The following is a 25860-nucleotide window of genomic DNA, read 5'->3' as shown; positions in this document are numbered from 1 at the left end:
GACCTCGTCTGTGCCTCACATCACATCAAGACGAAAGTGTGAGCGATAACATCGGCAATGTCAAAGATTATTTTCCGCAACCCCGCTCACCAGTGTGAGCGCTAACAATGCGTCGCCGCCACGAGCCCGAGAGGGCGCGATCTCAGAGGCCCGGCGGGGACGTCAGTGCAGTTCGTGAACCGACTGCTTACCGCTCTTGAGCCAACGACTCGGAAGCCGTCCGACCAACTCTCCCAGCGGGTGAACCGCAGCCGAGAGGATCTCGACGGAATCCTGCAGTATGTCGATCGAGATGCTCATCCGCTCGATGTTCGGTGCCACCGACGTCAGCGTTTCCGACAGCTTGACCAACTGATCGAGCGGACCGCCCTTGGCCGTCAGTCGCTCGACGGCACCGTCCTCGGCGAGAAGTGTTTCGAGGATGCCCTCCTCGGCGATGGCCCGCTCGATGAGTCCGTCCTGACGCGTGAGCACCTCGAGCGGACCGTCCTTGGCCGTCAGTCGTTCGAGCGGTCCGTTGGTGGCGGTGATGCGGTCCAGCAGACCACCTTCGGCGAGCAGTCGTTCGAGCGGGCCGTCCTCGGCGAGCAGTCGGTCCAACGGCCCGCCGGGAGCCAGGATGCGCTCGACCGGCCCGCCGGGGGACAGCAGTCGCTCGAGAGTGCCGTCCTCGGACGTGAGGCGATCGACGACGCCTCCCTGGGCGAGCAGGCGATCGAGCGGACCGCCTTCCTTGAGTGCGTTGCCCAGGGCGCGGTCGTCGGAGGTGAGCTGGCCGAGCTGGGCGAGCAGTTGCATCGTGCCGCCGCGCGGGTTGGCGAGCGAGGCGACACCTGCGGTGCCGGACGCACCGGTGGCCAACGCCATCCTGGTGGTCGCCAACGCGACCTCCGCGACGCCGATCGCCTGCTCGGCGATGGCAATTCCGGCGCGCGCAGGCAGTGTGATCGCTGACACCCAGTTCATCGTTTTACTGTAACTGCTCGTAGCTCGGAAAATCAGTGAAGAACCTTCAGTCCGACGACGCATCCGACGATGCCGACCAGAAGCGCAACCTTGAGCAGCGAGGCGGATTCGGCCCCGGTGATCATGGCGTACGTGACGGTGAGGGTGGCACCGATTCCCACCCAGACGGCGTAGGCGGTGCCGGTGGGCAGCGATCGCATCGCGATCGCGAGTCCGATCATGCTGAGCACCACCGTGACTCCGAAGACGACGGACGGTCCGAGTTTGGTGAAGCCCTCGGACTTACCGAGCGCTGTCGCCCAGACCGCTTCGAGGACGCCGGAGACGACGAGAATGAGCCAAGCCATGAGAGATCACTCCTTGCACCGTCTTGTCGCTGTTCGGGTACGGTGCGCTCGTCCGATTGTCGGAAGTGACTTGTACGATCGTACCAATTTGGGCCGGCGGTGGCCACGGGTTTCGGGTTGTCAGTAGGCGTACGTGTTCGCCGGTGCCTCGATTCGCTCGACCGTCGACACGGTCATCGTGGGTGTGAATGCGGTGTCCTCGGTCGCCGTGGCAGCGTCGACGGTTCCCGAGATCTGCAGCCACGTGCCGTCCGGAATGTCGTCGAGAACTGCGCTACCTGCGTCGAGATGGATTCGGACGGACCTGGCGTCGGCCGCGCAACAGATGATCAGAATGCGGGCGAGGTCGAGGCCGTCTCTCGTGCCGTCGGCCCGCGGCGAGCCTCCGTTCGCGGTGGCGACCGCGAATCCGGTGACGCGAATCTCCCGTCCGTCGAGGCTGCCTTCGGTGTCCCTGACCGCGCGTTGTACGACATCGAGCAGTGGAACCTCGGGCACGCGCTCGTCCGGTAGGGGTGGAAACGCTGTCCTCTGACGATCGGCCGCCGACGTGACGGAACGATCGCCCACTGCTGAGACCCCCAGGGCGGGCGGTGCGACGAACAGGATGACCGCGAGCGGGACCAAGAGCAGCCAGTACGGACGCGAATCGTGATCATGACCGTCGTCGCCGGGCCCACCGCGGCGGATGTCGGCAACGATCGACGCGATCGCCAGGGCGACGATCAGCACCCCGGCGGTCAGTAGATACGGATGCAGCGACGGTTTGACGTATCGCACAAAGCTGCCGTCCCACGAGATCTTGACCATGGCTCCGCCGAGGAGGAGCAGCAGCAGATTCTGCACCTCGCGCTTCATCGCGGACCCAGGAACACGTAGCCGCTCACCGAGGCGCACACGATCGCGACGACGAAGGTCAGCGGGGCGAAGCGTGCGACGAACCCGCGTCCGAAACTGCCCGCCTGCATCGCCATCAGCTTCACGTCGACGGCGGGTCCGACCACCAGGAAGACCAACCGCGGCAGCAGCGGCAGCATCGACATGCTCGCCGCGACGAATGCGTCGGCCTCCGAGCACAGCGCCAGGATCACCGCGAGGACGGCCATCACCAGGATCGACAGCAGCAACTGCCCGGCGAGATGGGCGAACACCCAGTCGGGAACCACGAGGTGCAGCAGCGCGGCGGCCGCGGCACCGAACACGAGGAAGGCACCGGCCTGGAGCAGGTCCGCACGCGCCGATTCGCGGAACGTCACCCACTTCGAGCGTCCATGGTCGTGTCCGCGATCGACGAGTCGAGCGGTGATCCACTCGGCCTTGCCGAACCTGGTCCACAGCCAGCCCATCACCAGGGCGGTGGCGAGCGAGCCGATGAACCGTGCGAGAACCATCGCCGGTTCACCGGGAAAGGCCACAGCGGTGGACACCAGGACGACGGGGTTGATCGCCGGTGCAGACAACAGAAACGCCAGAGCTGCCGACGTCGGAACACCCTGATCCATCAGCCGCCGCGAGACGGGAACGGCACCGCACTCACAACCGGGCAGCGCCATTCCCGCGAGACCGCTCACTCCGACAGCAGCGGTGGCGTTCTTCGGCACCAACTTCCGCAGCACACCGGGCGAGACGAACGCGGCGATACTTCCGCTGACGAGCACACCGAGCACCAGGAACGGTGTGGCCTGCACGAAGATCCCGGTGAACACCGTCGCTCCGGTCTGCAGGGCGGGGGACGAGTCGACCCACCGGGCGACGTCGGCGCCGAAGACGATGCCCAACACGAGCAGAGTTGCGAATACGTGCATGGATGACACCGGAGGCCGAGTCCTGATTCGGCCGTCCGTCTTCGCATCGAGCATCTCTGCCATCATGCCCCCTCATCGGTGGCTCACAGCAACCTCACAGCGAGAGTGCAGCGATCGAGCAGCCTTTCGCGCGATGATGGACACCGTGAGCGAGACACCCGAGGCCCGAGTCCTGATCGTCGACGACGAACCGACCATCGTCGAGCTGTTGTCGGTCAGCCTGAGGTACCAGGGATTCGAGGTGGCGACGGCGTCGTCCGGTCCCGAGGCACTCGACAAGGCGCGCAACTTCAGGCCCGAGGCTCTCATCCTCGACGTGATGATGCCCGGCATGGACGGCTTCGGTCTGCTTCGCCGGCTGCGGGCGGACGGAATCGATGCGCCCGCCCTGTTCCTGACCGCGCGAGACTCGGTGGAGGACAAGGTGACCGGACTGACCCTCGGTGCGGACGACTACGTCACCAAGCCGTTCTCGCTCGAAGAGGTGGTGGCCCGGCTCCGGGTCATCCTGCGTCGATCGGGCAAGAGCGAGGACATGCAGCCGTCACGAGTTGCGTTCGCGGACATCGAACTCGACGACGACACTCACGAGGTGTGGAAGGCGGGCGAGCCGGTCTCGCTCTCGCCCACCGAATTCACGTTGCTGCGGTACTTCATGGTCAATGCGGGCACCGTGCTGAGCAAGCCGCGCATTCTCGATCACGTGTGGCACTACGACTTCGGCGGTGAAGTGGGAGTGGTGGAGTCGTACGTGTCGTATCTGCGTCGCAAGGTCGACACGGGCGACACCCGGTTGATCCACACGCTGCGGGGAGTCGGCTACGTGATGCGCCAGCCGCGGTGACGGCCATTCGAGGTCGGATTCGAAGTCTGCCGCTGCGTTTCACCTTGGTGGCAGCGTTGCTGCTCCTGGTCGGGCTGGGTCTGCTGGCGTCGGGAGTGGCGGTGACGTCGTCGCTGGAGACGTCACTGATGCGTCGCCTGGACAGTCAACTGATCGAGGCGTCCCGTGGTTGGGCGCAACCCGATGCCCGCCCGCTCCCACCCGTGGACGAGCCGAACCCCGGTCGTCCGCCGTCCAACTTCTTCGTTCGCTCGGTGGCCAACGACGGTACCGTCCGCGGCCCGATCAACGATGTGGCCGAGGATGTTCCGGATCTGTCGGGTACTCCGTCGGCAGTCCCGACGACCGTCGGTTCCGAGGGTGACCCGGCGAAGGAGTGGCGGGTGATCACGGTGACCAACAACGAGGGCTCCACCACCGTGGGAATGTCGCTCAACGCCAACCAGCAGACCGTCAGCAGGCTCGTGGTACTTCAGTTCTACATCGGCGCGGCGGTCTTGCTCGCCCTGGCCGTGATCGCCTACTTCGTGGTGCGGCGCAGTCTGCGACCGTTGCGGGAGGTGGAGACGACTGCTGCGGCCATCGCTGCCGGGGATCTGCATCGCCGAGTGCCCGAATGGAGCGAGAAGACCGAGGTGGGCCGGCTGTCGGCGGCCCTGAACGGCATGCTCTCGCAGATCCAGCGGGCCTTCGCCGCAACCGCGGCCTCGGAGGAGGCGGCACGTGCGTCCGAGGATCGGATGCGCCGCTTCGTCGCCGACGCCAGTCACGAACTACGGACGCCGCTGACGACCATCCGCGGGTTCGCCGAGCTGTACCGACAGGGTGCGATGAGCGACATCGCCTTGCTGATGAACCGAATCGAGGGCGAGTCGGCGCGCATGGGACTGCTCGTCGAAGACCTGCTGATGCTCGCGCGCCTCGACGCCCAACGACCCCTCGAGGTCCGCCGAGTCGATCTGCTCACCATCGCCGCCGATGCCGTGCACGACGCGAAGGCGGTCTCACCCCAGCGAGACATCTCGTTGAAAGTGTTGGCGGGACCGGGGATTCCCGAGGTCGACGGTGACGATGCCCGGCTGCGGCAGGTACTCGCGAACCTCGTCGGAAACGCAGTTCGGCACACGCCCGAATCCGCGTCGATCACCGTGTGTGTCGGGACCACCCAGTCTTCGGTGCTGCTCGAGGTGCAGGACACCGGACCGGGTCTGCGAGAGGAGGAGGCTGCGCACGTCTTCGAGCGCTTCTATCGAGCCGATTCCTCGCGGACCAGGGAGAGCGGCGGCAGCGGACTCGGCCTGTCGATCGTCGCGGCGCTGGTCGCTGCGCACCGCGGCACCGTGCGCGTGCAGAGCGTCCCCGGGCAGGGCGCGACCTTCCGGGTCGAATTACCCCGCTCCGACGGTTGATTCACTGGTCGTCCTGGCCTTCTTGCGTTCGGCCAGCTTCGTGTACGCGGCTGCCGCGAGTGGCGCGGCGACGAGCATCGACACCAGCCGAATCACCTGAACGCAGGCCACGAAAGTGACGTCCGATCCGGTCGTCGCAGACACCGCGAGCACGGCGGCCAACCCGCCGGGTGTGGTGGCCAGGTAACCGGTCAGCATGCTCACGCCGGTGATGGCGGAGAGCGCCCAACCGAACAGTGCGCACACCAGGCCGATCGAGAGAACCAACAGCGCCGCCCACGGGAAGATACGACCGATCGCCCGCAGGCTCGCGGTCGTGAAGGCAAGTCCCGCTTGCCATCCGATGACGATGAACGCCACCGGCAGCAGGACCGTGGGCACCGAGATGTCCACGGGCCACCCGAGCAGTTCGCATGCGCCCGCCACGATCAGCGGTCCGAGTGTCGCCGGTGCCGGGAGTCTGATCAGACGCGCGAGCACGATTCCGACGACAACGGCTCCGAGCAGAAACGCCGTACCGAGATACCACGGCGTCGTGGACTGCTCCGTCGAGCCGGTCGCACTGCCGGTGTCGGTGTGGAAGGCGAACGTGACGATCAGGGGCATCGTGACCACCACGAGTGCAACGCGCAGGTATTGGACCACTGCGACGATCCGCTCGTCGCCGCCGAGTTCACGGGCGATGGAGACCAGACCCGTTGCGCCACCGGCGATCAGGGACAAGGCGCCGGTGACCGGGTCGACATCGCGATGCAGAGCGAGCAGAGCGCCACAGCCGGCGCTGACGACCAGCGTCCCGGCGCCGACGAGAACGGCGGGAATCCAGTTCTCGCCCAACGCACCGAGTGTCTCGGTGTCGAGCATCAGACCGATCGTCACCGCCAGGGTCCCCTGCGCAGCCATCGACAACGGACGGGGGACGGCCGCGGGTCCGAGGCCGGTGAGCGCGAAGATCACGGCGACGACGAGAGCCGCGAACAGTGACGGTGCCGTGAGTCCCAGCGACGCGAAAAGGGCCCAGCCCCCGACGGATACGGCCGCGAGGCCGATCCATCGGAGGCTGTGCCGCAACACTGTCGTAGCCCGGTCGGAGACGCTCACGCTCCGGACTTGACGAGCAGAACCGGGACCGGGATCTCGAGCAGCAGACGCTGAATCGTCTGTCCCATCAGGAACTTGCCGACGGCCGAACGGTGGCGCGACCCGACGACGAGGATCTCGGACTTCTGCTCCTCGACCAGTGTCAGCAGGGTGTTGACTGCATCGGGATCGGGCCTGCCCACTGCCACGGTCCAGGTGACGGTGTCGGCGTGGTCGATGTCGGCCAGAGCGGTCTCCACCGACGTGGACACTGCCTGCGTCTCGGCCGCCTCGGCGGACGGTTCGGCCGATCCCGACAGCGCGTGCAGGACGACGAGGTCCGTCTCACGAATGCGTGCTTCTCGAACGGCGGCCGCCAGTGCTGCGCGGCCCTCGGGTGAATTGTTGTGCAGTACGCCAACAGTCATGACGGTTTCTCCTACGCGAAGTGGGGTGGGGGATCAGCCGAACGGGATCTGGCCGAGGACGATGCCGACGGCCAGCATCGCGAGGGAGACGACCACCGCTCGCCACAGGACCTTCTTGTGGTGATCGGCCAGCGACACTCCGGCGAGGGTGACGAGCAGCAGGATGGCCGGAACCAGCGGGCTCTGCAGGTGGACGGGCTGACCGGTGATCGATGCACGGGCCATCTCGACCGGGTCGATGCCGTACTTGCTCGCCGTCTCGGTCAACACCGGGAGGATGCCGAAGTAGAAGGCGTCGTTGGTCATGAAGAACGTCAGCGGGATGCTCAGGATGCCGGTGATGACGGCCAGGTACGGGCCCATGCCGGACGGGATGACGTTGAGCAACCACTCGGCCATGGCCTCGACCATGCCGGTGCCCTGGAACACACCCGTCAGAATTGCCGCGGCGAGCACCATGGCGACCACCGAGACGATGGAGGACGAGTGCCGGGCGATCGCGTCGCCCTGCTCCTTGACCTTGGGGAAGTTGACCGTCAGCGCAATGGAGGCGGCGATCATGAACAGCACCGGGATGGGCAGGATGTCCATGACGAGGATGACGAGCAGGATGACCGTCAGAGCAGCGTTGAACCACAGCAACTTCGGACGCAGGGTGTCGCGATTGGGGTCGAGGCCGTCGAAGAACTGACCCGATTCGCCGGAGTCGTTCGATCCGCCGGTGCCGGAGCCACTGCCGCCCTTGCCGCCCTTACGGATACTGCCGCCGCCACCGGAGGCCACCAGTTCTGGTTCGTAGATCAGCTTGCCGATGCGACGGCGCTCCATGATGCCCAGGTGAACGGCGAAGAGCAGCACGATGATCAGGCCGACGATCATCGAGGGGACCATGGGAACGAAGACGTCGGAGGGGGAGATGCCGAGAGCGGAAGCAGCGCGAACCGTCGGACCGCCCCACGGAATGATGTTCATCGTGCCGTTGGCGAGACCGGCGACGACCGTCAGGATCACCGGGCTGACACCGAGTTTGAGATAGAGCGGCAGCAGGGCGGACGTCACGATGATGAACGTCGTGGAGCCGTCGCCGTCCAGCGAGACGACCATGGCCAGAATGGCGGTTCCGACAACGAGTTTCATCGGGTCGTTGCGTACCAGGCGCAGAATGCCGCGCACCAGTGGGTCGAACAGTCCGACGTCGATCATGATTCCGAAGAAGATGATGGCGAAGAACAGCAACGCCGCGGTGGGGGCCAGGGACTTGATGCCGTCGGTGATCATGTCACCGATGCCGAGCCCAGCGCCTGCCAGTAGGCCGAAGATGACGGGTACGAGGGTGAGTGCGACGACGGGCGTGGCTCTCTTGGTCAAGATCAAGAACATGAAGGCGGCTACCATGAGGAAGCCGAGTATCACCAACATCGTGCACTCCTTCTCGAATGTGTGAGGTGGGTCCGGTTGGACTGCGTGTGTGACTGAAGTTACGTAACCGGCATCACAGGGTCGCCGTTGTGCGCACTACCCGCGCAAGCAACGTAAAGAGCCTTTTGCGCATTGTGCTCGAGCCCGCCCGACGCATAGCCTGGGTGGGTGCGATTGAGGACCCAGGTGCTGTTGTTGCAGGCAGCGCTGGTGGCGGTGGCCCTGGCAGTGGCGTTCGGGGTGTTCGCGATCAGCAGTGGCAGGCAGGCGAGCGAGGAGTACGGCGAACGTGCGCTCGCGGTCGCCCGGACGGTGGCGTCGGACCCGGAGGTGCGCTCGCTCGTCGAGCAGTTCTCGGCGGTCGACACCGCGGGCACCGATGCCGCGCCCGCGGGAGTGTTGGCGGGCGGGGCGTTGCAGCGCGCGGCCGAGGGGGCCCGAAATCGCACCGACGCTCTGTTCGTCGTCATCACCGATGATCGGGGTCTGCGGTTGGCGCACCCCGATCCGACGGTGCTCGGTCAGCGGGTGAGCACCGATCCGTCGGGGGCGTTGGCCGGCAACGAGGTGGTCGAGCAGGAGCGCGGCACTCTGGGTGACTCCGTACGCGCGAAAGTGCCTGTGCTGGCGCTCGGTTCGACCGACCTGGTGATCGGCGAAGTGAGTGTCGGTATCTCGACCACGGCCGTGCGCACCGAGCTGGTGAAGGATCTGATCAACGGCGCGTTGGTGACCGGTGCCGTGCTGCTGCTCGGGTTGATCGGTTCGACTCTGCTTGCGCGCAGGTGGAAGCGGCTGACGCTGGGGCTCGAGCCGGAGGAGCTCGCCGAACTGGTCCGTGAACAAGAAGCCGTGCTGCACGGCATCGGCGAGGGTGTGGTCGCCATCGACCCCGATGGAGTCGTCACGGTCGTCAACGACGAGGCGCGCACCCTGCTCTCGATCGATGGTAAGCCGGGGATGCGCATCGAGGACATCGGCCTGACCCCGAGGCTGCTCGAAGTCATCGAATCCCCGACGTCCGAGCCGGTACTCGCCGCCGTGGACGAGGTGGTCGTCATCGCCTCCGCCCGAAAAGTGCTGCGTGACAATCGTAATCTGGGTACGGTGCTGACCGTGCGTGACCGGACCGACGTGGAGACACTGACGCGTCAGCTCGACGCGGTGCAGTCCATGTCGGCAGTGCTGCGGGCCCAACGCCACGAGTTCGCGAACCGGATGCATCTGGTCAGCGGACTGCTGCACGAAGGTCACCCGGACCGTGCGTCGCAGTACATCGACGAGATTCTCGGGGTGGGGCCGAGATCGGAAACCGTCGAGGGTATCGATGCCGTGGCCGACGCCTATCTGCGGTCGTTCCTGACGGCCAAAGCCGCGCACGCCCGCGAGAGCGGAGTCCGAATGGTGTTGGGCGAGAACACCTGGGTCGGGGGAGAGGTGGCCGTTCCGGTCGACGTGACGACTGTGCTGGGCAATCTCGTCGACAACGCGATCGACGCTGCCAGGCTGGGAGTCAGGCGGCCGGCCGAGGTGGAAGTGGAACTGGTGCAGGACGGTTCGACCCTGCACATCGTGGTCGTCGATTCCGGCGACGGGGTGAATCTGGAGCTCGATCAGGTGTTCGTGGAGGGAGTCTCGACCAAGTCGACGGCCGACTCGCCCGGCGGTCGAGGAGTGGGACTGGCGCTGAGTCGGCAGATCGCGCGCACCCGCGGCGGCGACGTGACGCTGGCCGATGTCGGTGGGCAGATCACCGAGGAGAACGAACGAGGAGGCGCAGTGTTCATCGCGTCGATCCCGGATGCACTACTGACCGACGAGGTGTCGCAATGAGAGTACTGGTCGTGGACGACGATTTCCGGGTCGCGGATCTGCATGCCGCACTGGTGAATTCGTTGGACAACTACGAGGTGGCCGCGGTGGCGACGAGTATCGCCCAGGCTCGGGAGCTGGCATCGGCGCAGTCGTTCGATCTGGCGCTGGTCGATGTCTATCTGCCCGACGGATCGGGAATCGACCTGGTGCGCGAACTCGAGTGCGACGCAGTGGTGCTCTCCGCTGCGGCGGATCAGCAGACGGTTCGCTCGGCGATGACCGCGGGTGCCTGGACGTATCTGATCAAACCGTTTCCGCGCTCGGCATTGGTCGATCGCCTCACCGGATACCTGACATACCGCGGCGCACTCGACCGTTCGGACGAGCTGAGCCAGGCCGACATCGACAGCGGACTCGACGCGCTCCGGCCGCGCGCTGCGGCACCGCTGCCGTCCTCGCAGTCCGTCACCCGTGATCTGGTGCTCGACGCGGTGCGCACGACGGCCGAGCCGATGTCCGCGGGTGAAGTTGCTGCGGCCATCGGCATTTCACGCGCGACGGCCCAGCGCTATCTGGCAACCCTGGTGTCCAAGGGGCGACTGCGCATGCAGCTGCGCTACGGATCGACCGGGAGGCCGGAGCAGGAGTACTCGCTACCGCCGGGAGCGTGAGGCCGCCACGACCACGGCCCCGAGAACCGAGATCGCGGCAGTGACCAGAGCAGCCGTGTTCCAGCCTTCGGTCAGAGCAGTCGCGCTGTGGTCGCCGGCCGGAACGGCAACCACCGCAACGACGGTGACCCCGATTGCGGAACCGACGTAGCGTGCGGTGTTGTTGGCTCCGCTGCCCATTCCGCCGCGCCCGGCGGGAACACTGGCCACGGCCTCGCGCCCGAGTGCGGCGTTGAGTACTCCGCTCGCGATGCCTGCCACGAGCAGTCCGGGGAGCAGCCGCGACCAGGTTGCGTTCTCGGACAACCCCGTCAGCATCACCATGCCGATCGCGACGCCGACCAGACCGACGGCGAGTTGTGTCCGACCGCTCAGCGACGCCGGCAGCCTGCGGGCAAGCAAAGCGGTGACGACGGACGTGGCAGACCAGCCGAACAGCAGCAGAGCGGCACCGAGCGCATCGATTCCCAGTACGGTTCCGAGGAATCCGGGCATGTACGACATCAGAGCGATGATTCCGCCGCCGGTGGCCAGCGCGGCGACCGTCGCGGCCAGAAACGGGGGGTGTCGGAAGAGGGCGAGATCCAGCATCGCTGTGGCGCTGCGTAATTCGAGGACCACAAAAGCGGCCAGCAACAGAGCCGCGAGGACGAACAGAACGATCGGGGTGACGGCTGTCCAGCCCTGCCTGCCCTCGACCAGCGCGGCCAGCAACGCGGCGATGCCCGTCGCCAACAGCAGCGCGCCGATCGGATCGAGGCCACGCGGGGCGTCGGACCTGGATTCTTCGACGAGCAGGTGTGCGGCGACGGCCAGCGCGAGCGTGGCGATCGTGAGCACCACGTAGGCCTCACGCCAACTTGCCCAGCGATCCAATACTGCGGCGAGCAAGGGCCCGAGAGCGATTCCGGCACCCACGCTCGCGCCCCACACGCCGCTGGCCTTCGCGCGCACCGGACCGGCCGGGTGGGTGTGGGCGATGATGCCGAGACTCGACGCGATGACGGCCGCGCCGCCGAGGCCTTGCACGATGCGCGCCACGACGAAGATCAGCGTGTTCGGCGAGAGCGCGCAGGCGATCGCGCCGACGGCGAGGACGGCTGCACCGACTGCGAACGTGCGTCGACGGCCGAAGTCGTCGGCAACGGTGCCGGTGGTGAGCAGGGCCGCGGCGAGGCCGATGCTCATGGAGCTGAGAATCCAGGTGCGTCCTGCGGCGTCGGACATCAGGTCTGCCGCGGTGCTGTTGATGGTCGCGAGCGGTGCCGTGAACGCCATCAGGGTCAGCAGGGTGCCGAGCGCTGCGATGGTGAGTGCGCGGGTGCTGTTCGCAGTGCCGGCGGGCGAGGGGGCAGTATCGGTCATCGTTGTCCTTGTGGTCTGGTGATCGAACTGTAAACGCCCGACTTGGTTCGGTCAACAGACTGTACTATCGCGGCATGGCACTCGGAATCGACTACGCCCGCCAGGACTGCTCCCTGGCCCGTGCCCTCGAACTCGTCGGCGAGCGATGGACCATGCTCATCGTTCGCGACTGCTTCTTCGGCGTTCGACGCTTCGGTGATTTCCAGGTCCACCTCGACATCTCCAAGGCCGTCCTCGCTCAGCGACTCGGCGCATTGGTCGACGCCGGGTTGCTCGAACGACTTCGTGTATCGGAGGGCGGACGCGAGAACTACGTGCCAACAGCCGCCCTCGAAGGACTGTGGCCCGCCGTCTTCGCCCTGAGCTACTGGGGTGAGGAACAGACCGCGAAACCCGCAGGGAAGCGTCGTCGATTCATCCACGCGCCCTGCGGAACCGACCTCGGACCACTGGGGATGTGCCCCGAATGCGGGCTCGCGCCGGGACCGCACGACATCGACACCGACATCGGCCCTGGTTACGACCCCGACACCCGATCGGACGACGTGTCCATGCAGCTCAGGACGCGTCGACGGCTGTTGGTGCCGCTGCGGTGAGCGAGATGTCTCAGTTCGGGACGTGAGCCTCGTGCCCGAGGTGGCGTAACGCTGCTCGGAGCTTGGCCGCGGCCTCGTCCTGCGACTCCGCCGACGGATTCGGATCGGCACCCGAAATGTCGAAGTTCCCCATGTCGTACGCCGGGAACACGTGCAGGTGCAGGTGCGGAACCTCCAGCCCGGCGATCAGCAGACCGGCGCGCGGTGCGTCGAACGCGGTCCGGACGGCCTGGCCGATGATCTGCGCGACGGCGGTGATCTTGGCGAACGCGGCACCGTCGACGTCCTGCCACTGGTCGATCTCCTCACGCGGAACCACCAGCGTGTGCCCCTGCGTGACCGGCGCGATCGTCAGAAACGCAACCACGTCGTCGTCCTGCCAGACGAAACGTCCGGGAATCTCACCGGCGATGATCTTGCTGAAAATGGAAGCCATGGGAACAGGATGCCCTACCCGACTCGACCGGGGCCCTACCAGTGGTCGTGGCTCCCAGGTAATTGCCAGGTCGGTCGCAGGGCGATTCAAGGTCCGGGCCCGATCGTTGTCGTCATGACAACGAATTCCCTCGCACGAGCAGCAGGCCAGCGGCCCGGCTCGAACGCCACGGCCACTCTCGAGGTGGTCATTCCGGTATACAACGAAGAGGCGGATCTCGAACAGTGCATTCGTCGTCTGCACGAGCATCTGGAAGAGCGGATCCCGTTCCGGTCGCGAATCACCATCGCCGACAACGCCAGTACCGACAGCACCCTCGCGGTGGCACATCGGCTCGCCGACGAGATCGAGGGAGTTCAGGTCCATCACCTGGACGAGAAGGGTCGCGGACGAGCACTCAAGGCCGTCTGGCTGGCATCGGACGCCGATGTCGTGGCCTACATGGACGTCGACCTCTCCACCGACCTCAACGCTCTGATGCCGCTGATCGCGCCGCTGATGTCCGGTCACTCGGACCTCGCCATCGGATCTCGGCTCAACCGATCGTCCCGGGTGGTCCGCGGTGCGAAGCGTGAATTCATCTCGCGCAGTTACAATCTCATTCTGCGTACCTCGCTGCGAGCACGATTCTCCGATGCGCAGTGTGGTTTCAAGGCCATGCGCACCGATGTGGCCCGGCAACTGCTGCCGCTCGTCGAAGACACCGGATGGTTCTTCGACACCGAACTGCTCGTCATCGCCGAGAAAGTCGGCCTGCGTATCCACGAGGTCCCCGTCGACTGGGTCGACGACCCGAACAGCAGCGTCAACATCGTCGATACCGCCGTCAAGGACCTGCAGGGATGCTGGCGCGTCGGCCGCGCCCTGGCCACCGGAGTGTTGCCCGTCGCCGAACTGCGTCGAAGCCTGGGACGGGAGCCGCTCGTGCCCGGAGTACCGCACGGAATGATCAGTCAGATGGTGCGATTCGGCATCATCGGCGTCGCCAGCACCATCGCCTACGCGCTGCTGTATCTCGTGCTGCACTCGTTGATCGGCGCGCAGGCCGCGAACTTCTTCGGACTGCTGATCACCGCGGTGCTCAACACCGCGGCCAACCGCGCCTTCACCTTCGGCGTCCGTGGATCGGATGGTGCAGGCAAGCACCAACTGCAGGGACTGGCCATCTTCGGCTTCGCCCTGCTCGTCACCAGTGGATCGCTCGCGGTACTGCATGCCTGGGTGCCCGATGTGTCCCGGCACGTCGAACTCGCCGTCCTGATCGTCGCCAATCTCGTTGCCACGGTGTGCCGATTCGTCGCCCTGCGGTGGGTCTTCCGTAGTTCCTCCGACGCAGGCTCGGAGTCCGCGAGTTCGGAGAAGAGCCTGTGACGACGACGATCGAGCGGCCCTCCGCGGCTGCCGATTCCACACCGGTGACGTCCCCACGTTGGGAACTGATCGGGCTGGTGGCTCTGCTCTTCGGAACCGGCGTTGCCTACATCTGGGGACTCGGCGCGTCGGGCTGGGCCAACTCCTTCTATTCCGCTGCGATACAGGCGGGTTCGGTGTCGTGGAAGGCCTTCTTCTTCGGCTCCTCCGACGCGGCCAATTCGATCACCGTCGACAAGCCCCCGATGTCGCTGTGGTTGATGTCGTTGTCGGTGCGCATCTTCGGACTCAACACCTGGGCGATGCTGGTCCCGCAGGCCCTCCTCGGCGTCGCCTCCGTGGCACTGCTGCGAGCGACCGTCAAGCGGCGCTTCGGCGGATCGGCGGGTCTGCTCGCCGGCCTGGTACTGGCCGTGACTCCGGTTGCCGCACTGATGTTCCGGTTCAACAATCCCGACGCGTTGCTGGTGCTGCTGATGATCGCCTCGGTCTGGGCGTTGCTGCGAGGCGTCGAGACCGGAAAGACCAAGTGGCTGTTGATCACCGGCATGTTCGTCGGATTCGGCTTCCTCACCAAGCAACTCCAGGTGATGCTCGTCGTACCGCCGCTGGCTCTGACCTACCTGATCGCCGGGCCGCCCAAGTTCCTCACCCGGCTGTGGCAGCTCTTCGGCGCGCTGGGCGCGATGCTCGTCTCGGCGGGATGGTGGATTCTGATCGTGGAATTCTGGCCGGCGTCCTCCCGGCCATGGGTCGGTGGCTCGCAGAACAATTCGATTCTGGAACTCACGCTCGGGTACAACGGATTCGGTCGCCTCAGTGGCGACGAGACCGGAAGTGTCACTCCCGGGCGCGGCGGTATGGGCGCGGACATGCCCGGCGGAATGGCGGGTGGGATGCCCGGTGGGATCTGGGGAGAAACCGGAATCTTCCGTATGTTCGACTCCTCCCAGGGTGGCCAGATCGCCTGGCTGATCCCGGCGGCGCTGATCCTGCTCGTCGTCGGACTCGTGTTGCGCGGCAGGTCACCTCGAACCGACGGGCAACGCGCGTCGCTGATCGTCTGGGGATCCTGGCTTCTCGTCACCGGTCTGACGTTCAGCTTCATGGCCGGAATCTTCCACGCGTACTACACCGTTGCGCTCGCACCCGCCGTCGCCGCGCTGATCGGCATCGGCAGTGTGGTGCTGTGGCGTCGACGCGACACGTACTGGGTACGCATCGCGATGGCCGTCGCGGTGGCATCGACCGTCGTGACGGCGTGGGTGTTGCTCGGTCGCAGTGAGAGTTTCGTGCCATGGCTGAAGTGGGCGATCGTCGTCGTCGGAGTTGTGGCAGCGGTAGCACTGCTCGTTCCTGCGCTGACCCGCGGCAGGCTGGCGGCGGCGTCGATCCTGGCGGTGATGTTCGCCGGACTCGCCGGGCCGACGGCCTACGCGGTCGACACGATCGATACTCCGCACACCGGTGCCATCGTCTCGGCCGGTCCGAACACCGGTATCCGCGGATTCGGCGGTATGGGCGAAGGTCGGGGCGGCCCGGGCGGAATGCCCGGCGGTATGCAGTTGCCTGCCGGGGTTCAGTTGCCTGCCGGAATGCAACCGCCTGCGGGTTTCCCGGGTCAGGCGGGGGCTGCCGGCGGCGACGGCGGGGCCGAGATGGGCGGAACGGCTCGGGGTATGGGCGGCGGTATGGGTGGTCTGCTCGAAGGCAGTGCACCGACTGCGGCCATCACCGAGATGCTCGAGCAGGACGCCGACTCCTACACCTGGGTGGCAGCGGCCATCGGAGCCAACACCGCGGCGGGCTACCAACTGGCCACCGAGGATCCCGTCATGCCGATCGGTGGATTCAACGGCACCGACCCCTCGCCGACCCTCGCCCAATTCCAGCAGTACGTCGCCGACGGAGAGATCCACTACTTCATCGGAGGCGGCGGCATGCCGGGCATGGAGTCGGGTACCTCGGCGGAAATTTCCGCCTGGGTCACCGAGAACTTCACCGCGACCACGGTCGACAACGTGACGTTCTACGACCTCACCCAGTAACACCGGACCACCACGAAAGAGCCCCGCGCCGTGACAGGTGCGGGGCGCTTTCGCGTCGAGCAGATAGTCTGATGCACTGTGCGCGTACTAGTCATAGGTTCCGGTGCTCGTGAGCACGCCCTCCTTCTTGCGTTGAAGGCCGATCCGTCGGTCGAGAAGCTCTTCGTGGCTCCCGGCAACGCAGGTACCGCGAAGCTCGCCGAGCAGCACGCGGTCGATGTCGCCTCCGGTGAGGCGGTGACCGCGTTGGCGAAGAAGATCGAAGCCGATCTCGTCGTCATCGGACCGGAGGTTCCGCTGGTCCTCGGCGTGGCCGACGCTCTCCGTCAGGCCGGCATCGCCGTGTTCGGTCCCTCCGCCGAGGCCGCCCGCATCGAAGGGTCCAAGGCCTTCGCCAAGGACGTCATGGCAGCGGCGGGTGTGCGGACCGCGCACAGTGAAATCGTCGACTCGCCTGCCCTGCTCGACGCAGCCCTCGACCGTTTCGGCCCCAACTGGGTGGTCAAGGACGACGGCCTGGCCGCAGGCAAGGGTGTCGTCGTCACCACCGATCGCCTCATCGCTCGCGATCACGCGGCGGAGCTCCTCGAGAACGGCCACCCGGTTCTGCTCGAGTCGTTCCTCGACGGCCCCGAGGTGTCCCTGTTCTGCCTCGTCGACGGCGAGTCCGTGGTGCCGCTGTTGCCCGCGCAGGACCACAAACGCGTCGGCGACGGGGACACCGGACCCAACACCGGTGGCATGGGTGCGTACACCCCGCTGCCGTGGTTGCCCGAGGGTGCCGTCGAGGAAATCGTCCGCGATGTCGTGAAGCCCGTTGCCGTCGAGATGGTGCAGCGCGGCGTGCCGTTCTCCGGTCTGCTGTACGCCGGTCTGGCGATGGGTGCCGACGGCCCGGCGGTCGTCGAATTCAACTGCCGCTTCGGCGATCCCGAGACCCAGGCGGTGCTCGCGCTGCTCGAATCGCCCATCGGTGAGGTGTTGATTGCGACCGCAACCGGCACGCTTGCGTCACTTCCGCCGCTGCGTTGGAAGGACGGTGCTGCCGTCACCGTCGTCATCGCCGCCGAGAACTATCCCGGTCGACCGCGCACCGGTGACGAAATCCTGGGCTCCGAGGGCGCAGGCGTCCTGCATGCCGGCACCGCGGTGAAGGACGGCGCGGTCGTCTCTGCGGGCGGACGCGTGCTGAGCGTGGTCGGCACCGGATTCGACCTCACCGCCGCCCGAGACGATGCCTACTCCCGTATCGCGGGAATCCGATTGCCGGGCAGCCACTTTCGCACGGACATCGGCCTGGCTGCGGTGGAGGGTCGAATCGCGCTGTAGGTGCGCTGCGTCGGCCGGGTTTGTCGAGGCCGGTCGTCGGGGGCAAACGCGCGCGCATTCGTCGGATGCGCGCAGAATCGCCTCCGAAACGACGCGGTTTTGCGCGCACATGGCAAATGCGCGCGCGTTTGCTACGGCTCGAGGTACCGAGCGAATCGACGTCGGTAGGGTCGAAACAATGCACAGTGAATCGCAGCGATCGAAGGTCGAGCCGTTCCATGTGATGGATGTCTTCGCCGCAGCGGCCGAGCGGGCGCGCACTCACGGCGACGTGCTCTCGCTTGCTGCAGGTCAACCCTCCACCCGGGCACCCGAGCCGGTCTTGCGCGCTACCCGCGAGGCCCTGGATGCGCACCTGCTCGGGTATACCGAGACGCTCGGAATTCTGCCGCTGCGTCGTGCGATCGCCGAGTACCACAGCGCGCGGTACGGCATCACCGTCGACGCCGCGGACGTGGTGATCACCACCGGGTCGTCGGGCGCGTTCACGTTGCTGTTCCTCGCTGCGTTCGACGCCGGCGACACCGTCGTCATGGCGAGGCCTGGCTATCCGGCATATCGAAACACGTTGGCCGCGTTGGGCTGCCGCGTCGTCGAACTGGACTGCGTGGAAGAGACGCGGTTCCAACCGACCGTCGCCATGCTCGACGAACTGCCCGAGCCGCCCGCGGGTCTGATCATCGCGAGCCCCGCCAACCCCACCGGCACGATCATCGACCCCGACGAGCTGGCTGCGATCGCGCGCTGGTGCGACGAGCACGGAACCCTGTTGATCTCCGACGAGATCTACCACGGCATCGCCTACGGGGACGCGCGCACGTCGAGCGCCTGGGAGACCTCCACGGAATCCGTCGCCATCGGATCGGTGTCGAAGTACTTCTCGATGACCGGATGGCGGCTGGGGTGGATGCTGCTGCCGACCCGATTGCGCAGGGCCGTCGAACGATTGGCGTCGAACATGACGGTCTGCCCACCGGCGATCTCTCAGGTTGCCGCCATCGCCGCGTTCACCGAAGAATCACGCCGAGAGCTGGATTCACACGTCGAGCGCTATGCAGTCAACCGCCGAATTCTGCTCGACGGTCTGCCGGCCATGGGCATCACCGATCTCGCACCGGCCGATGGTGCCTTCTACGTCTACGCCGACATCGCGCACCTCACCGACGACTCGCGTGGTTGGTGCGCCCGAGTGCTGGCGGAGACCGGTGTCGCGTTGGCACCCGGGGTCGACTTCGACACCGTCCGCGGGAACCACACGGTGCGATTCTCGTTCGCGGGCACCACGTCCGACGTCGAGGAGGCGTTGGAGCGACTTCGTCGCATGTGAGTGAGGTGCCTTGGGGTCGTTCCGCTGCGGAACGACAGGAAGGCACGGCGTTCACGTGCGGCGCAGCCGCTCCAGTACCTCGGAGATATCGGAGGCGTCGACGTCGCGGTGGGTCACGAAGCGCACCTTGCCCGCGACGGTCACCGCGGCGATGCCCAGCTCGGCCAGCTCGGTGACCGTCGTCGCCGGGTCGGGAACCGTTGCGAGGACGATGTTCGTCTCCGGTTCCGCCACCTCCCAGCCTCGCTCGCGCAGCCCGGACGCGAGTGCGGACGCGTTGGCGTGATCCTCGGCCAGGTCACCGATGCGACCCAATGCGACGAGCCCGGCGGCGGCCAACACGCCACCCTGACGGACGCCGCCGCCCAACATCTTTCGGACACGTCGCGCCTCGTGGATACGTGCGGAGTCCGAGACCAACATCGAGCCGACGGGTGCACCGAGGCCCTTGCTCAGGCAGACCTGCACCGTGTCGGCGCCTGCAGTGAGCGACGCGATCGGAACATCCAGGGCCACAGCGGCATTCCACAGTCGCGCGCCGTCCAGGTGAATCTTCAGACCCGAGTCACGTGCGACGGCAACGAGTTCGGACCATTCGTCCGGGCCGAACACGGCACCACCGGCGAAGTTGTGGGTGTTCTCGAGCGACAGCAGCGTGGTCCGCAGCGAGAAGTACGGCCCTGCGCCGCCGGCCTTGGCGCGCACCGTCGACGCGAGGGGGCGTCCGGGGCCGCCGTCGTGGGGGAGGGCGTCGGGCATCCCGCCTGCCAGCCATGCGGCGGTGCCGAGCTCGGAACCCAGCACGTGCGCATGCTCGGGTGCCAGGAAGCGATCGCCGCGTTGCAGATGCAGCATCAGCGCGATGATGTTGCCCATCGAGCCCGACGGCACCCACAGTGCCGACTCGAGCCCGAGCAACCCTGCCACTGCTTCTTCCAGCGCCGCCATCGTCGGATCGTGATCGAGGACGTCGTCGCCCACTTCGGCGTCGGCCATGGCTTTTCGCATGACCGAATCGGGTCGGGTGATGGTGTCGGAGCGAAGGTCGATCGTTCGATGTGCCACGAGTGACGACAATTCCATAGCGCGAAAGCAGTCCGACGAATGGCCTCGAGCTGGCACGATGACTTGAATGTCCGCAGGTCCGACCGAGTCGCAGCACAAGGTGTCGGGTGCGACTCCGAAGGGGGTGCGCCGCCGCCAGGCATTGGCGTCGGCCGCTGCGGACCTTCTCGTCGAGGGCGGATTCGACGCGGTGCGGCACCGATCGGTGGCCGCACGAGCGGGGTTGCCGCTGGCGTCGACCACCTACTATTTCGAGTCCCTCGGAGACCTGGTAGCCGCGGCGGTCGACGTCGTCGGGACGCGCGAGATCGACGTGATGCGCGGTCGCATCGACGACGAGGGCAAGTGCTCGAACGAGATGGAGTCGACGGTCGACCTCATCGTCGACCTGCTCATCGGGCCCCAGGACGGCCATGAGCAGCTGATCGCGAGATACGAACGCTTCATCGCCTCGGCCCGGCATCCCGAACTGCGAGAGGTGCAACTGCGGCTGCGCGCCCAGATCGACGACCTGCTCACCGATGTGCTTCGCAGATCGGGCCGAACCGTGCAGGAAGAGCAACTGAGACGACTCGTGGCAGTGGTCGACGGGGCCGTCGTCGGAGCGCTCAGCGAAGTGGACCCCGACCCGCGCCACATGGCCCGAAGCATGCTCTTGGCCGTCATCGACATCGTGGCACCGGCGGAACAGGTGCCGGCCGATTGAACTGCTAGTCGGTCTCGCCGGAGTCTGCGTCTCGGATCGGCGGCACCTCGCACACACCGTCTTCGCAGACGGGGCCGTGGTCGTCGCCGACCATCTCCAAAGGACCGCTCATGAGTCGGCAGCGGCCTTCTGCAGGACGTCGGCGAATACCGACGGGGCCTGCGCGCCCGACACACCGAGCCGTCCGTCGATCACGAAGAACGGCACACCGCTGATCCCGTAGGCGATGGCCTGTTCCTTGTCCGCGCGCACTGCCGGCAGGAACTGCTCGGACTTCAGTGCCTCGACCACCTCGTCACGGTCGAGGCCGACCTCCGCGGCAAGGTCGGCGAGGTCATCGGTGCGGCCGACGTGGCGGCCCTCCTCGAAATAGGCCGCCAGGAGCCGTTCCTTCATCTCGACCTGCTTGCCCTTCGACTTGGCGAAGTGCAGGAGCTCGTGCGCCTTGACGGTGTTGGTGTGCTGCAAGGCGTCGAAGTCGTATGCGAGCCCCTCGCCTGCGGCCAGCTCGGTCATCTGCCCCAACATCTGCGTGACCTGGGCGGCCGGCATTCCTTTGTGAGAGACGAGGAAGTCGACCTCGCTGCCGTCGAAGTCGACAGGTGTGTCGGGTGCCAGCTCGAACGAGTGGAACTCCACCTCCAGAGTTCCGCCCCCGGCGGTGAACTCCGCAGCGCCTGCCTCGAAACGACGCTTGCCGACGAAGCACCACGGGCACGCGATATCGGACCAGATGTCGACCTTCACTGTTCGGCTCACGGCGGCTGCAACATCGGAATGCGCCGCGGTTATTCCACGCGGCGGGCCGGCACGCGGGAGGTCGGTGGTGCAGTCCACTGTCGAAACAGAGCAGTCGTCTTCCGAGACCGACAACGGCGCCCCGTAAGCTGGACGCTCGTGAGCATCCCGAATGTCCTGGCCACCCGTTACGCAAGCCCCGAACTGGTGGAGCTGTGGTCTCCGGAGCACAAGATCGCCCTCGAACGTCAACTGTGGATCGCCGTGCTGCGTGCGCAGTCCTCCCTCGGAGTCGACGTCCCCAACGCGGCCATCGCGGACTACGAAGCCGTCGTCGACCAGGTCGATCTCGCGTCGATCGCCGAGCGTGAGCGCGTCACCCGCCACGACGTCAAGGCCCGCATCGAGGAGTTCAACGCTCTCGCCGGCCACGAGCACATCCACAAGGGACTCACCAGCCGCGACCTCACCGAGAACGTCGAGCAGCTGCAGATCCTGCGCTCGCTCGAACACGTCCACGCGCACGGCGTCGCCGTCGCGAAGCGGTTGGCCGAGCGCGCCGCCGAGTACTCCTCGCTGGTCATGGCCGGTCGCAGCCACAACGTCGCAGCTCAGGCCACCACACTGGGCAAGCGTTTCGCCTCTGCCGCAGACGAGCTGCTGTTGGCGCTGTCGAGGGTGCAGGAACTGATCGCGCGCTACCCGTTGCGCGGAATCAAGGGCCCGATGGGCACCTCGCAGGACATGCTCGACCTGTTCGGCGGCGACTCCGCCAAGCTCGTCGCGCTCGAGCGCATCGTGGCCGATCACCTCGGTTTTCGGCACACACTCACCAGCGTCGGCCAGGTGTATCCCCGTTCGCTCGATCACGAGGTCGTCTCCGCGCTGGTCCAGATCGGTGCCGGACCGTCCTCGTTCGCGCACACCGTCCGCCTGATGGCCGGCCACGAACTCGTCACCGAGGGCTTCCAGGCGGGCCAGGTCGGCTCGTCGGCGATGCCGCACAAGATGAACACCCGCTCGTGCGAACGCGTCAACGGCCTGCAGGTGGTGCTGCGCGGCTACGGCTCGATGGCCGCCGAGCTCGCCGGAGCGCAGTGGAACGAGGGCGACGTCTTCTGTTCCGTCGTGCGTCGCGTCGCGCTGCCCGACGCCTTCTTCGCCATCGACGGACTCATCGAGACCTTCCTGACCGTGCTCGACGAATTCGGTGCCTACCCGGCCGTCATCGCCAAGGAACTCGACCGCTACCTGCCGTTCCTCGCGACCACCAAGGTGCTGATGGCCGCCGTGCGCGCAGGCGTCGGACGCGAGACGGCGCACGAGGCGATCAAGGAACACGCCGTCGCCGTCGCGCTCGCGATGCGTGAGCAAGGCCTCGAACCGGACCTGCTCGACCGCCTGGCCGCCGACGATCGCCTTCCCCTCGATCGCGCCGCCCTCGACGCCGCGCTGGCGGACAAGACGGCCTTCGTCGGTGCCGCCGACGCTCAGGTCGCTGCGGTCGTCTCGGCAGTGGAGCGTCTGATCGCGAAATTCCCGGCCGGGGCGTCGTACACGCCGTCGCCGATTCTCTAGTCGCCGAGGACGTCGGGCAGGTCGGCGACCGAGTCGATCACGTGGTCGGGTTCCATCGCGAACTCGTCGGTGCTGCGTCGATCGAGCACGTCCTGACGGAACTTCCCGGTGCGGACGAGCACTCCCGTCATCCCGACGACCTGGGCGGCGAGGACGTCGTTGTCGAGATCGTCGCCGACCATGACGACGTCGTCCGGGTCGACACCCATCCGCTCGGACGCGGTCCGGAATCCCAGCGGAGCCGGCTTGCCGATGGCCTTCGCGGTGTGTCCCGACGCCTGCTCCATGCCGCCGAGGTACATGCCCGTGTCGATGCGCAGTCCGGCTCCGGTGCTCCACATCAGCGATCGATGCATCGCGACGACGGGTATGCCCCGGCACAGCCAGTCGTAGACGCGGCTGAGTCGCTCGTGGGTGAACTCCGGGCCTGCTCCGCCGACGACCACGACATCGGGATCCTCGGACGTCTCGTCGACGAACTCGATTCCCGGCATGTCGCCTGCGATCTCACCGTTGTTGATCAGGACCACTCGCGCATCGGGATAGTTCTCCCGGAGATGATCCGCGGTGAGTGACGCGGCCGTGACGATCTCGTCCGAATGCACGTCCAGCCCCACGTCGCGCAGTGCCGTAGCGATCTGCCCACGGGTCTTGGACGTCGTATTGGTCAGGAATGCGCGAGCAATATCCTTGCTGTCCAGGTACTTCAGAGTGTCCGCTGCCCCTGGCACCGCCTGCCACGACGACACCAGGACGCCGTCGATGTCGAAGAGAACCCCGCCGATGCTCATCGGCAAACAGTAGTCTCCGGGTCCGTGCCCCGCAGCGTCAGAGCATCCAGCGCCTACGCTCGGTGGCTGTGAACCCCTACACGATTTTCGCCGAGATCATTGCCGGGACGGCCGAGGCTTCTCGCGTCCACGAGGACGAGACAGCGATTGCGTTCATGGACATCAGGCCGCTCACCAGCGGACATGTGTTGGTGGTGCCCAAGGAGCAGTATCGGACGCTGGCGGAGTTGCCGCCGGAGATCGGCGCGCACCTGTTCGTGGTGGGGCAGAAGGTGGCCGCCGCTGTGCGAGCCAGCAATCCGCGTGTCGCCGGCGTCAACTTCTTTCTGGCCGACGGTACGGTGGCCGGTCAGGAAATCTTCCACGTGCATCTGCACGTCATCCCACGGATGATCGGCGACGGCTTCGGCCTCCGTGCTCGGCCGTCGTCTCCGCAACGAGCCGAACTGGACCGGCAGGCCGCAGAGATCGCAGCCGCGCTGTAGGCGCCGCCTCGACGAACTACGGGGCCACCGGCAGATGTCTGCCGGTGACCCCGTAGCTCACGGTCCGCCGAATTACTCGGGCGTGACCTTCTGCGCCTTGGACAGCGCGTCGGCATAGATGTCGATGGTCTTGGTGTAGCGGCTGTAGCTCTTGTTGGCGCCGTAGTCCCACAACACCATCTGCTGCTTGTCGACGGCGGCGATCGTGTCGAAGGCCGGGTAGCGACTCGGAATATCGGCGAGCTTCACGTCGGCGGCGTTGGCGACGTCGTGATAGACGAACGCGACGTCGGCATCGACACTCGACACGTTCTCCCACGACACCTTCTTCCAGTACCCGTCATCGGTACCGTCCGGCGTGTACATCTTCAGTCCCCAGCGCTGGTAATCGCTGAAGTCCGGATCCGCAGACGGATCGAGGACGTACGCGACGTCGAGTGGCCACACTCCGACGCCGGTGAGGTCCTGGCGCTCGGAGGCAACCTTCTCGAAATTCGCGACGGCGGCGTCGTAGTCGGCCTTGATGTCTGCCAGTTGCGGAGTGTCGAGGTCGACTCCGAGTGACGAGGCAAGCCCCGCGTAGTTCTCGATGGTCTTGGCCGTCGACGTCGTGTCCAAGGTGACCCCGAGGGTGGGAGCGAGCTGATCGATCGTGTCGGCCTTGGACGAATCGGCGGTGGTGGTCAGCTTGCCGAACTGTCCGAATCGAGGGTTGAACTCGCCGATGACAAGATCCGGGTCGAGACTCGCAGCCTTCTCGAAATCGAATGTCCCCCAGCTGTCGCCGACGGATTCGATGCCGGACAGGTCGGAGCAACTCAGAATCGGGCTTGTCCCCATCGGCGTGGTGGACCATATGGCGATCGGCTTGATTCCGTACGACATCAGCGCTGCGGCCGATTCCTCGTCGGCGATGATTCTGCTCGGTTGTGAATCGAGGGAGATGGTCCGTCCGCGGCCGTCGGTGTACGTGAACGGTCCTGACGCGCGGTCGACCGTGTCGACGCGGTCGTTCTCGCTGCACGCGGCCGGGTTCGCGTTCAGGTCGACGACCTGGGTGCCGGCATCGTCGGTGTCGGCGGTGCCACTGCTGCACGCTGCGGCAGCGGCGAGCACGAGAACCGCGATACCTCCTGTGAGGGCGCGGGGTGCGGATCGGAATCTGCTCGAAGTGTGGGCTCGGGAGTCGATCATGTGTCTGCTTTCGTAGTCGATCGTGGATGGTGGAACGTGTCGAAGGG

The 25860-nt window shown here is 66.3% G+C and carries 25 protein-coding genes and 1 riboswitch; of the genes, 12 read left to right on the top strand and 13 right to left on the bottom strand.

Annotation, left to right across the window (positions count from 1 at the left end):
• Positions 1 to 162: 162 nt before the first annotated feature.
• The 4 genes from ABZ677_RS17640 to ABZ677_RS17625 form a co-directional block, all read right to left on the bottom strand.
• The gene (locus tag ABZ677_RS17640) at positions 163 to 966 is read right to left on the bottom strand and encodes an ABC transporter (RefSeq protein ID WP_094615630.1); all 804 of its coding nucleotides are present in this window, start codon (positions 964 to 966) and stop codon (positions 163 to 165) included.
• Positions 967 to 998: 32 nt separating this feature from the next.
• Positions 999 to 1313: a multidrug efflux SMR transporter gene (locus ABZ677_RS17635; RefSeq protein WP_037194494.1), complete on the bottom strand. Its 315-nt coding sequence runs from the start codon at positions 1311 to 1313 to the stop codon at positions 999 to 1001.
• A gap of 12 nt (positions 1314 to 1325) precedes the next feature.
• Positions 1326 to 1388, bottom strand: a riboswitch (guanidine-III (ykkC-III) riboswitch).
• Positions 1389 to 1433: 45 nt separating this feature from the next.
• On the bottom strand, positions 1434 to 2171 hold the full coding sequence (locus ABZ677_RS17630; RefSeq protein ID WP_358371599.1) for a TIGR03943 family protein: 738 nt from the start codon (positions 2169 to 2171) through the stop codon (positions 1434 to 1436).
• Entirely contained in the window at positions 2168 to 3118 is a 951-nt protein-coding gene (locus ABZ677_RS17625; RefSeq protein ID WP_358371597.1) for a permease, read from the bottom strand. Before ABZ677_RS17625 ends, ABZ677_RS17630 begins: the two co-directional genes overlap by 4 nt.
• 136 nt (positions 3119 to 3254) lie before the next feature.
• On the opposite strand from ABZ677_RS17625, the gene ABZ677_RS17620 reads away from it, so the two are divergent.
• Positions 3255 to 3962 carry a response regulator transcription factor gene (locus ABZ677_RS17620; protein WP_037194723.1) on the top strand — a complete coding sequence of 236 codons (708 nt, stop codon included), beginning with the start codon at positions 3255 to 3257 and terminating at the stop codon, positions 3960 to 3962.
• A gap of 26 nt (positions 3963 to 3988) precedes the next feature.
• Positions 3989 to 5371, top strand: a complete 1383-nt coding sequence (locus ABZ677_RS17615; protein ID WP_094633188.1) for a HAMP domain-containing sensor histidine kinase — start codon at positions 3989 to 3991, stop codon at positions 5369 to 5371.
• Here ABZ677_RS17615 and ABZ677_RS17610 read toward each other — a convergent pair.
• Genes ABZ677_RS17610 through ABZ677_RS17600 form a run of 3 tightly spaced genes read right to left on the bottom strand, consistent with a single transcriptional unit; the run spans position 5351 to position 8298 of the window.
• Positions 5351 to 6472, bottom strand: coding sequence for an AbrB family transcriptional regulator (locus ABZ677_RS17610; protein WP_358371595.1), 1122 nt, complete (start codon positions 6470 to 6472; stop codon positions 5351 to 5353). The genes ABZ677_RS17615 and ABZ677_RS17610 overlap by 21 nt on opposite strands.
• Positions 6469 to 6879 (bottom strand): universal stress protein, encoded by a 411-nt coding sequence (locus ABZ677_RS17605; protein ID WP_037194499.1) that lies wholly within the window; start codon positions 6877 to 6879, stop codon positions 6469 to 6471. Before ABZ677_RS17605 ends, ABZ677_RS17610 begins: the two co-directional genes overlap by 4 nt.
• Before the next feature lie 33 nt (positions 6880 to 6912).
• Positions 6913 to 8298 carry a CitMHS family transporter gene (locus ABZ677_RS17600; RefSeq protein WP_037194501.1) on the bottom strand — a complete coding sequence of 462 codons (1386 nt, stop codon included), beginning with the start codon at positions 8296 to 8298 and terminating at the stop codon, positions 6913 to 6915.
• A gap of 168 nt (positions 8299 to 8466) precedes the next feature.
• Here ABZ677_RS17600 and ABZ677_RS17595 point away from each other — a divergent pair, with 168 nt between their 5' ends.
• Complete coding sequence (locus tag ABZ677_RS17595; RefSeq protein ID WP_094739877.1) at positions 8467 to 10131, top strand: sensor histidine kinase; 1665 nt, start codon at positions 8467 to 8469, stop codon at positions 10129 to 10131.
• Positions 10128 to 10784, top strand: coding sequence for a response regulator (locus tag ABZ677_RS17590; protein WP_358371591.1), 657 nt, complete (start codon positions 10128 to 10130; stop codon positions 10782 to 10784). The genes ABZ677_RS17595 and ABZ677_RS17590 overlap by 4 nt, the downstream gene beginning before the upstream one ends.
• Here ABZ677_RS17590 and ABZ677_RS17585 read toward each other — a convergent pair.
• Positions 10767 to 12149: an MFS transporter gene (locus ABZ677_RS17585; protein ID WP_358371588.1), complete on the bottom strand. Its 1383-nt coding sequence runs from the start codon at positions 12147 to 12149 to the stop codon at positions 10767 to 10769. The genes ABZ677_RS17590 and ABZ677_RS17585 overlap by 18 nt on opposite strands.
• A gap of 74 nt (positions 12150 to 12223) precedes the next feature.
• Between ABZ677_RS17585 and ABZ677_RS17580 the strand changes: the two genes are divergently transcribed.
• Entirely contained in the window at positions 12224 to 12745 is a 522-nt protein-coding gene (locus tag ABZ677_RS17580) for a helix-turn-helix domain-containing protein (protein ID WP_037194510.1), read from the top strand.
• 10 nt (positions 12746 to 12755) lie between these two features.
• On the opposite strand, the gene ABZ677_RS17575 is transcribed toward ABZ677_RS17580, so the two are convergent.
• Positions 12756 to 13181 (bottom strand): HIT family protein, encoded by a 426-nt coding sequence (locus tag ABZ677_RS17575; protein WP_094739873.1) that lies wholly within the window; start codon positions 13179 to 13181, stop codon positions 12756 to 12758.
• Between the two features lie 114 nt (positions 13182 to 13295).
• On the opposite strand from ABZ677_RS17575, the gene ABZ677_RS17570 reads away from it, so the two are divergent.
• The 4 genes from ABZ677_RS17570 to ABZ677_RS17555 all read left to right on the top strand — a co-directional run bounded on the left by ABZ677_RS17570 (position 13296) and on the right by ABZ677_RS17555 (position 19256).
• A complete protein-coding gene (locus tag ABZ677_RS17570) occupies positions 13296 to 14552 on the top strand; it encodes a bifunctional glycosyltransferase family 2/GtrA family protein (RefSeq protein ID WP_094739872.1) in 1257 nt (418 codons plus the stop codon).
• Entirely contained in the window at positions 14549 to 16600 is a 2052-nt protein-coding gene (locus ABZ677_RS17565) for a glycosyltransferase family 39 protein (RefSeq protein WP_358371583.1), read from the top strand. Before ABZ677_RS17570 ends, ABZ677_RS17565 begins: the two co-directional genes overlap by 4 nt.
• Before the next feature lie 78 nt (positions 16601 to 16678).
• Entirely contained in the window at positions 16679 to 17929 is a 1251-nt protein-coding gene (gene purD, locus ABZ677_RS17560) for a phosphoribosylamine--glycine ligase (RefSeq protein WP_358371580.1), read from the top strand.
• A gap of 178 nt (positions 17930 to 18107) precedes the next feature.
• A complete protein-coding gene (locus tag ABZ677_RS17555) occupies positions 18108 to 19256 on the top strand; it encodes a pyridoxal phosphate-dependent aminotransferase (RefSeq protein WP_358371577.1) in 1149 nt (382 codons plus the stop codon).
• A gap of 51 nt (positions 19257 to 19307) precedes the next feature.
• On the opposite strand, the gene ABZ677_RS17550 is transcribed toward ABZ677_RS17555, so the two are convergent.
• On the bottom strand, positions 19308 to 20339 hold the full coding sequence (locus tag ABZ677_RS17550; RefSeq protein WP_358371574.1) for a GntG family PLP-dependent aldolase: 1032 nt from the start codon (positions 20337 to 20339) through the stop codon (positions 19308 to 19310).
• A 49-nt stretch (positions 20340 to 20388) separates the two neighbouring features.
• On the opposite strand from ABZ677_RS17550, the gene ABZ677_RS17545 reads away from it, so the two are divergent.
• Positions 20389 to 21027 (top strand): TetR family transcriptional regulator C-terminal domain-containing protein, encoded by a 639-nt coding sequence (locus tag ABZ677_RS17545; protein WP_052048002.1) that lies wholly within the window; start codon positions 20389 to 20391, stop codon positions 21025 to 21027.
• Between the two features lie 108 nt (positions 21028 to 21135).
• On the opposite strand, the gene ABZ677_RS17540 is transcribed toward ABZ677_RS17545, so the two are convergent.
• The gene (locus ABZ677_RS17540) at positions 21136 to 21786 is read right to left on the bottom strand and encodes a DsbA family oxidoreductase (RefSeq protein WP_037194731.1); all 651 of its coding nucleotides are present in this window, start codon (positions 21784 to 21786) and stop codon (positions 21136 to 21138) included.
• Between the two features lie 138 nt (positions 21787 to 21924).
• Between ABZ677_RS17540 and purB the strand changes: the two genes are divergently transcribed.
• Positions 21925 to 23343 carry an adenylosuccinate lyase gene (gene purB / locus ABZ677_RS17535; RefSeq protein WP_037194525.1) on the top strand — a complete coding sequence of 473 codons (1419 nt, stop codon included), beginning with the start codon at positions 21925 to 21927 and terminating at the stop codon, positions 23341 to 23343.
• On the opposite strand, the gene ABZ677_RS17530 is transcribed toward purB, so the two are convergent.
• A complete protein-coding gene (locus ABZ677_RS17530) occupies positions 23340 to 24134 on the bottom strand; it encodes an HAD-IIA family hydrolase (protein ID WP_358371570.1) in 795 nt (264 codons plus the stop codon). The genes purB and ABZ677_RS17530 overlap by 4 nt on opposite strands.
• Positions 24135 to 24202: 68 nt before the next feature.
• On the opposite strand from ABZ677_RS17530, the gene ABZ677_RS17525 reads away from it, so the two are divergent.
• Positions 24203 to 24619, top strand: coding sequence for an HIT domain-containing protein (locus ABZ677_RS17525; protein ID WP_358371568.1), 417 nt, complete (start codon positions 24203 to 24205; stop codon positions 24617 to 24619).
• A gap of 72 nt (positions 24620 to 24691) precedes the next feature.
• Here the strand turns inward: ABZ677_RS17525 and ABZ677_RS17520 are convergent, their stop codons facing one another.
• Positions 24692 to 25813, bottom strand: coding sequence for an ABC transporter substrate-binding protein (locus ABZ677_RS17520; protein WP_037194532.1), 1122 nt, complete (start codon positions 25811 to 25813; stop codon positions 24692 to 24694).
• Between the last annotated feature and the right edge of the window lie 47 nt (positions 25814 to 25860).

It is taken from the genome of Rhodococcus sp. NPDC006774 (assembly GCF_040636045.1).
GTDB lineage: Bacteria > Actinomycetota > Actinomycetes > Mycobacteriales > Mycobacteriaceae > Rhodococcoides.
This window is presented reverse-complemented; position numbering and strand designations above follow the sequence as displayed.

Bases quoted from the DNA above. Each gene is read 5' to 3' on its own strand.
- ABZ677_RS17550 (WP_358371574.1), bottom strand. From the start codon at position 20,339: ATGGAATTGTCGTCACTCGTGGCACATCGAACGATCGACCTTCGCTCC.
- ABZ677_RS17640 (WP_094615630.1), bottom strand. From the start codon at position 966: ATGAACTGGGTGTCAGCGATCACACTGCCTGCGCGCGCCGGAATTGCC.
- ABZ677_RS17605 (WP_037194499.1), bottom strand. From the start codon at position 6,879: ATGACTGTTGGCGTACTGCACAACAATTCACCCGAGGGCCGCGCAGCA.
- ABZ677_RS17600 (WP_037194501.1), bottom strand. From the start codon at position 8,298: ATGTTGGTGATACTCGGCTTCCTCATGGTAGCCGCCTTCATGTTCTTG.
- ABZ677_RS17530 (WP_358371570.1), bottom strand. From the start codon at position 24,134: ATGAGCATCGGCGGGGTTCTCTTCGACATCGACGGCGTCCTGGTGTCG.
- ABZ677_RS17590 (WP_358371591.1), top strand. From the start codon at position 10,128: ATGAGAGTACTGGTCGTGGACGACGATTTCCGGGTCGCGGATCTGCAT.
- ABZ677_RS17635 (WP_037194494.1), bottom strand. From the start codon at position 1,313: ATGGCTTGGCTCATTCTCGTCGTCTCCGGCGTCCTCGAAGCGGTCTGG.
- ABZ677_RS17620 (WP_037194723.1), top strand. From the start codon at position 3,255: ATGGACACCGTGAGCGAGACACCCGAGGCCCGAGTCCTGATCGTCGAC.
- ABZ677_RS17555 (WP_358371577.1), top strand. From the start codon at position 18,108: ATGCACAGTGAATCGCAGCGATCGAAGGTCGAGCCGTTCCATGTGATG.
- ABZ677_RS17625 (WP_358371597.1), bottom strand. From the start codon at position 3,118: ATGCACGTATTCGCAACTCTGCTCGTGTTGGGCATCGTCTTCGGCGCC.
- ABZ677_RS17570 (WP_094739872.1), top strand. From the start codon at position 13,296: ATGACAACGAATTCCCTCGCACGAGCAGCAGGCCAGCGGCCCGGCTCG.
- ABZ677_RS17520 (WP_037194532.1), bottom strand. From the start codon at position 25,813: ATGATCGACTCCCGAGCCCACACTTCGAGCAGATTCCGATCCGCACCC.
- ABZ677_RS17585 (WP_358371588.1), bottom strand. From the start codon at position 12,149: ATGACCGATACTGCCCCCTCGCCCGCCGGCACTGCGAACAGCACCCGC.
- ABZ677_RS17545 (WP_052048002.1), top strand. From the start codon at position 20,389: ATGTCCGCAGGTCCGACCGAGTCGCAGCACAAGGTGTCGGGTGCGACT.
- ABZ677_RS17630 (WP_358371599.1), bottom strand. From the start codon at position 2,171: ATGAAGCGCGAGGTGCAGAATCTGCTGCTGCTCCTCCTCGGCGGAGCC.
- ABZ677_RS17580 (WP_037194510.1), top strand. From the start codon at position 12,224: ATGGCACTCGGAATCGACTACGCCCGCCAGGACTGCTCCCTGGCCCGT.
- ABZ677_RS17575 (WP_094739873.1), bottom strand. From the start codon at position 13,181: ATGGCTTCCATTTTCAGCAAGATCATCGCCGGTGAGATTCCCGGACGT.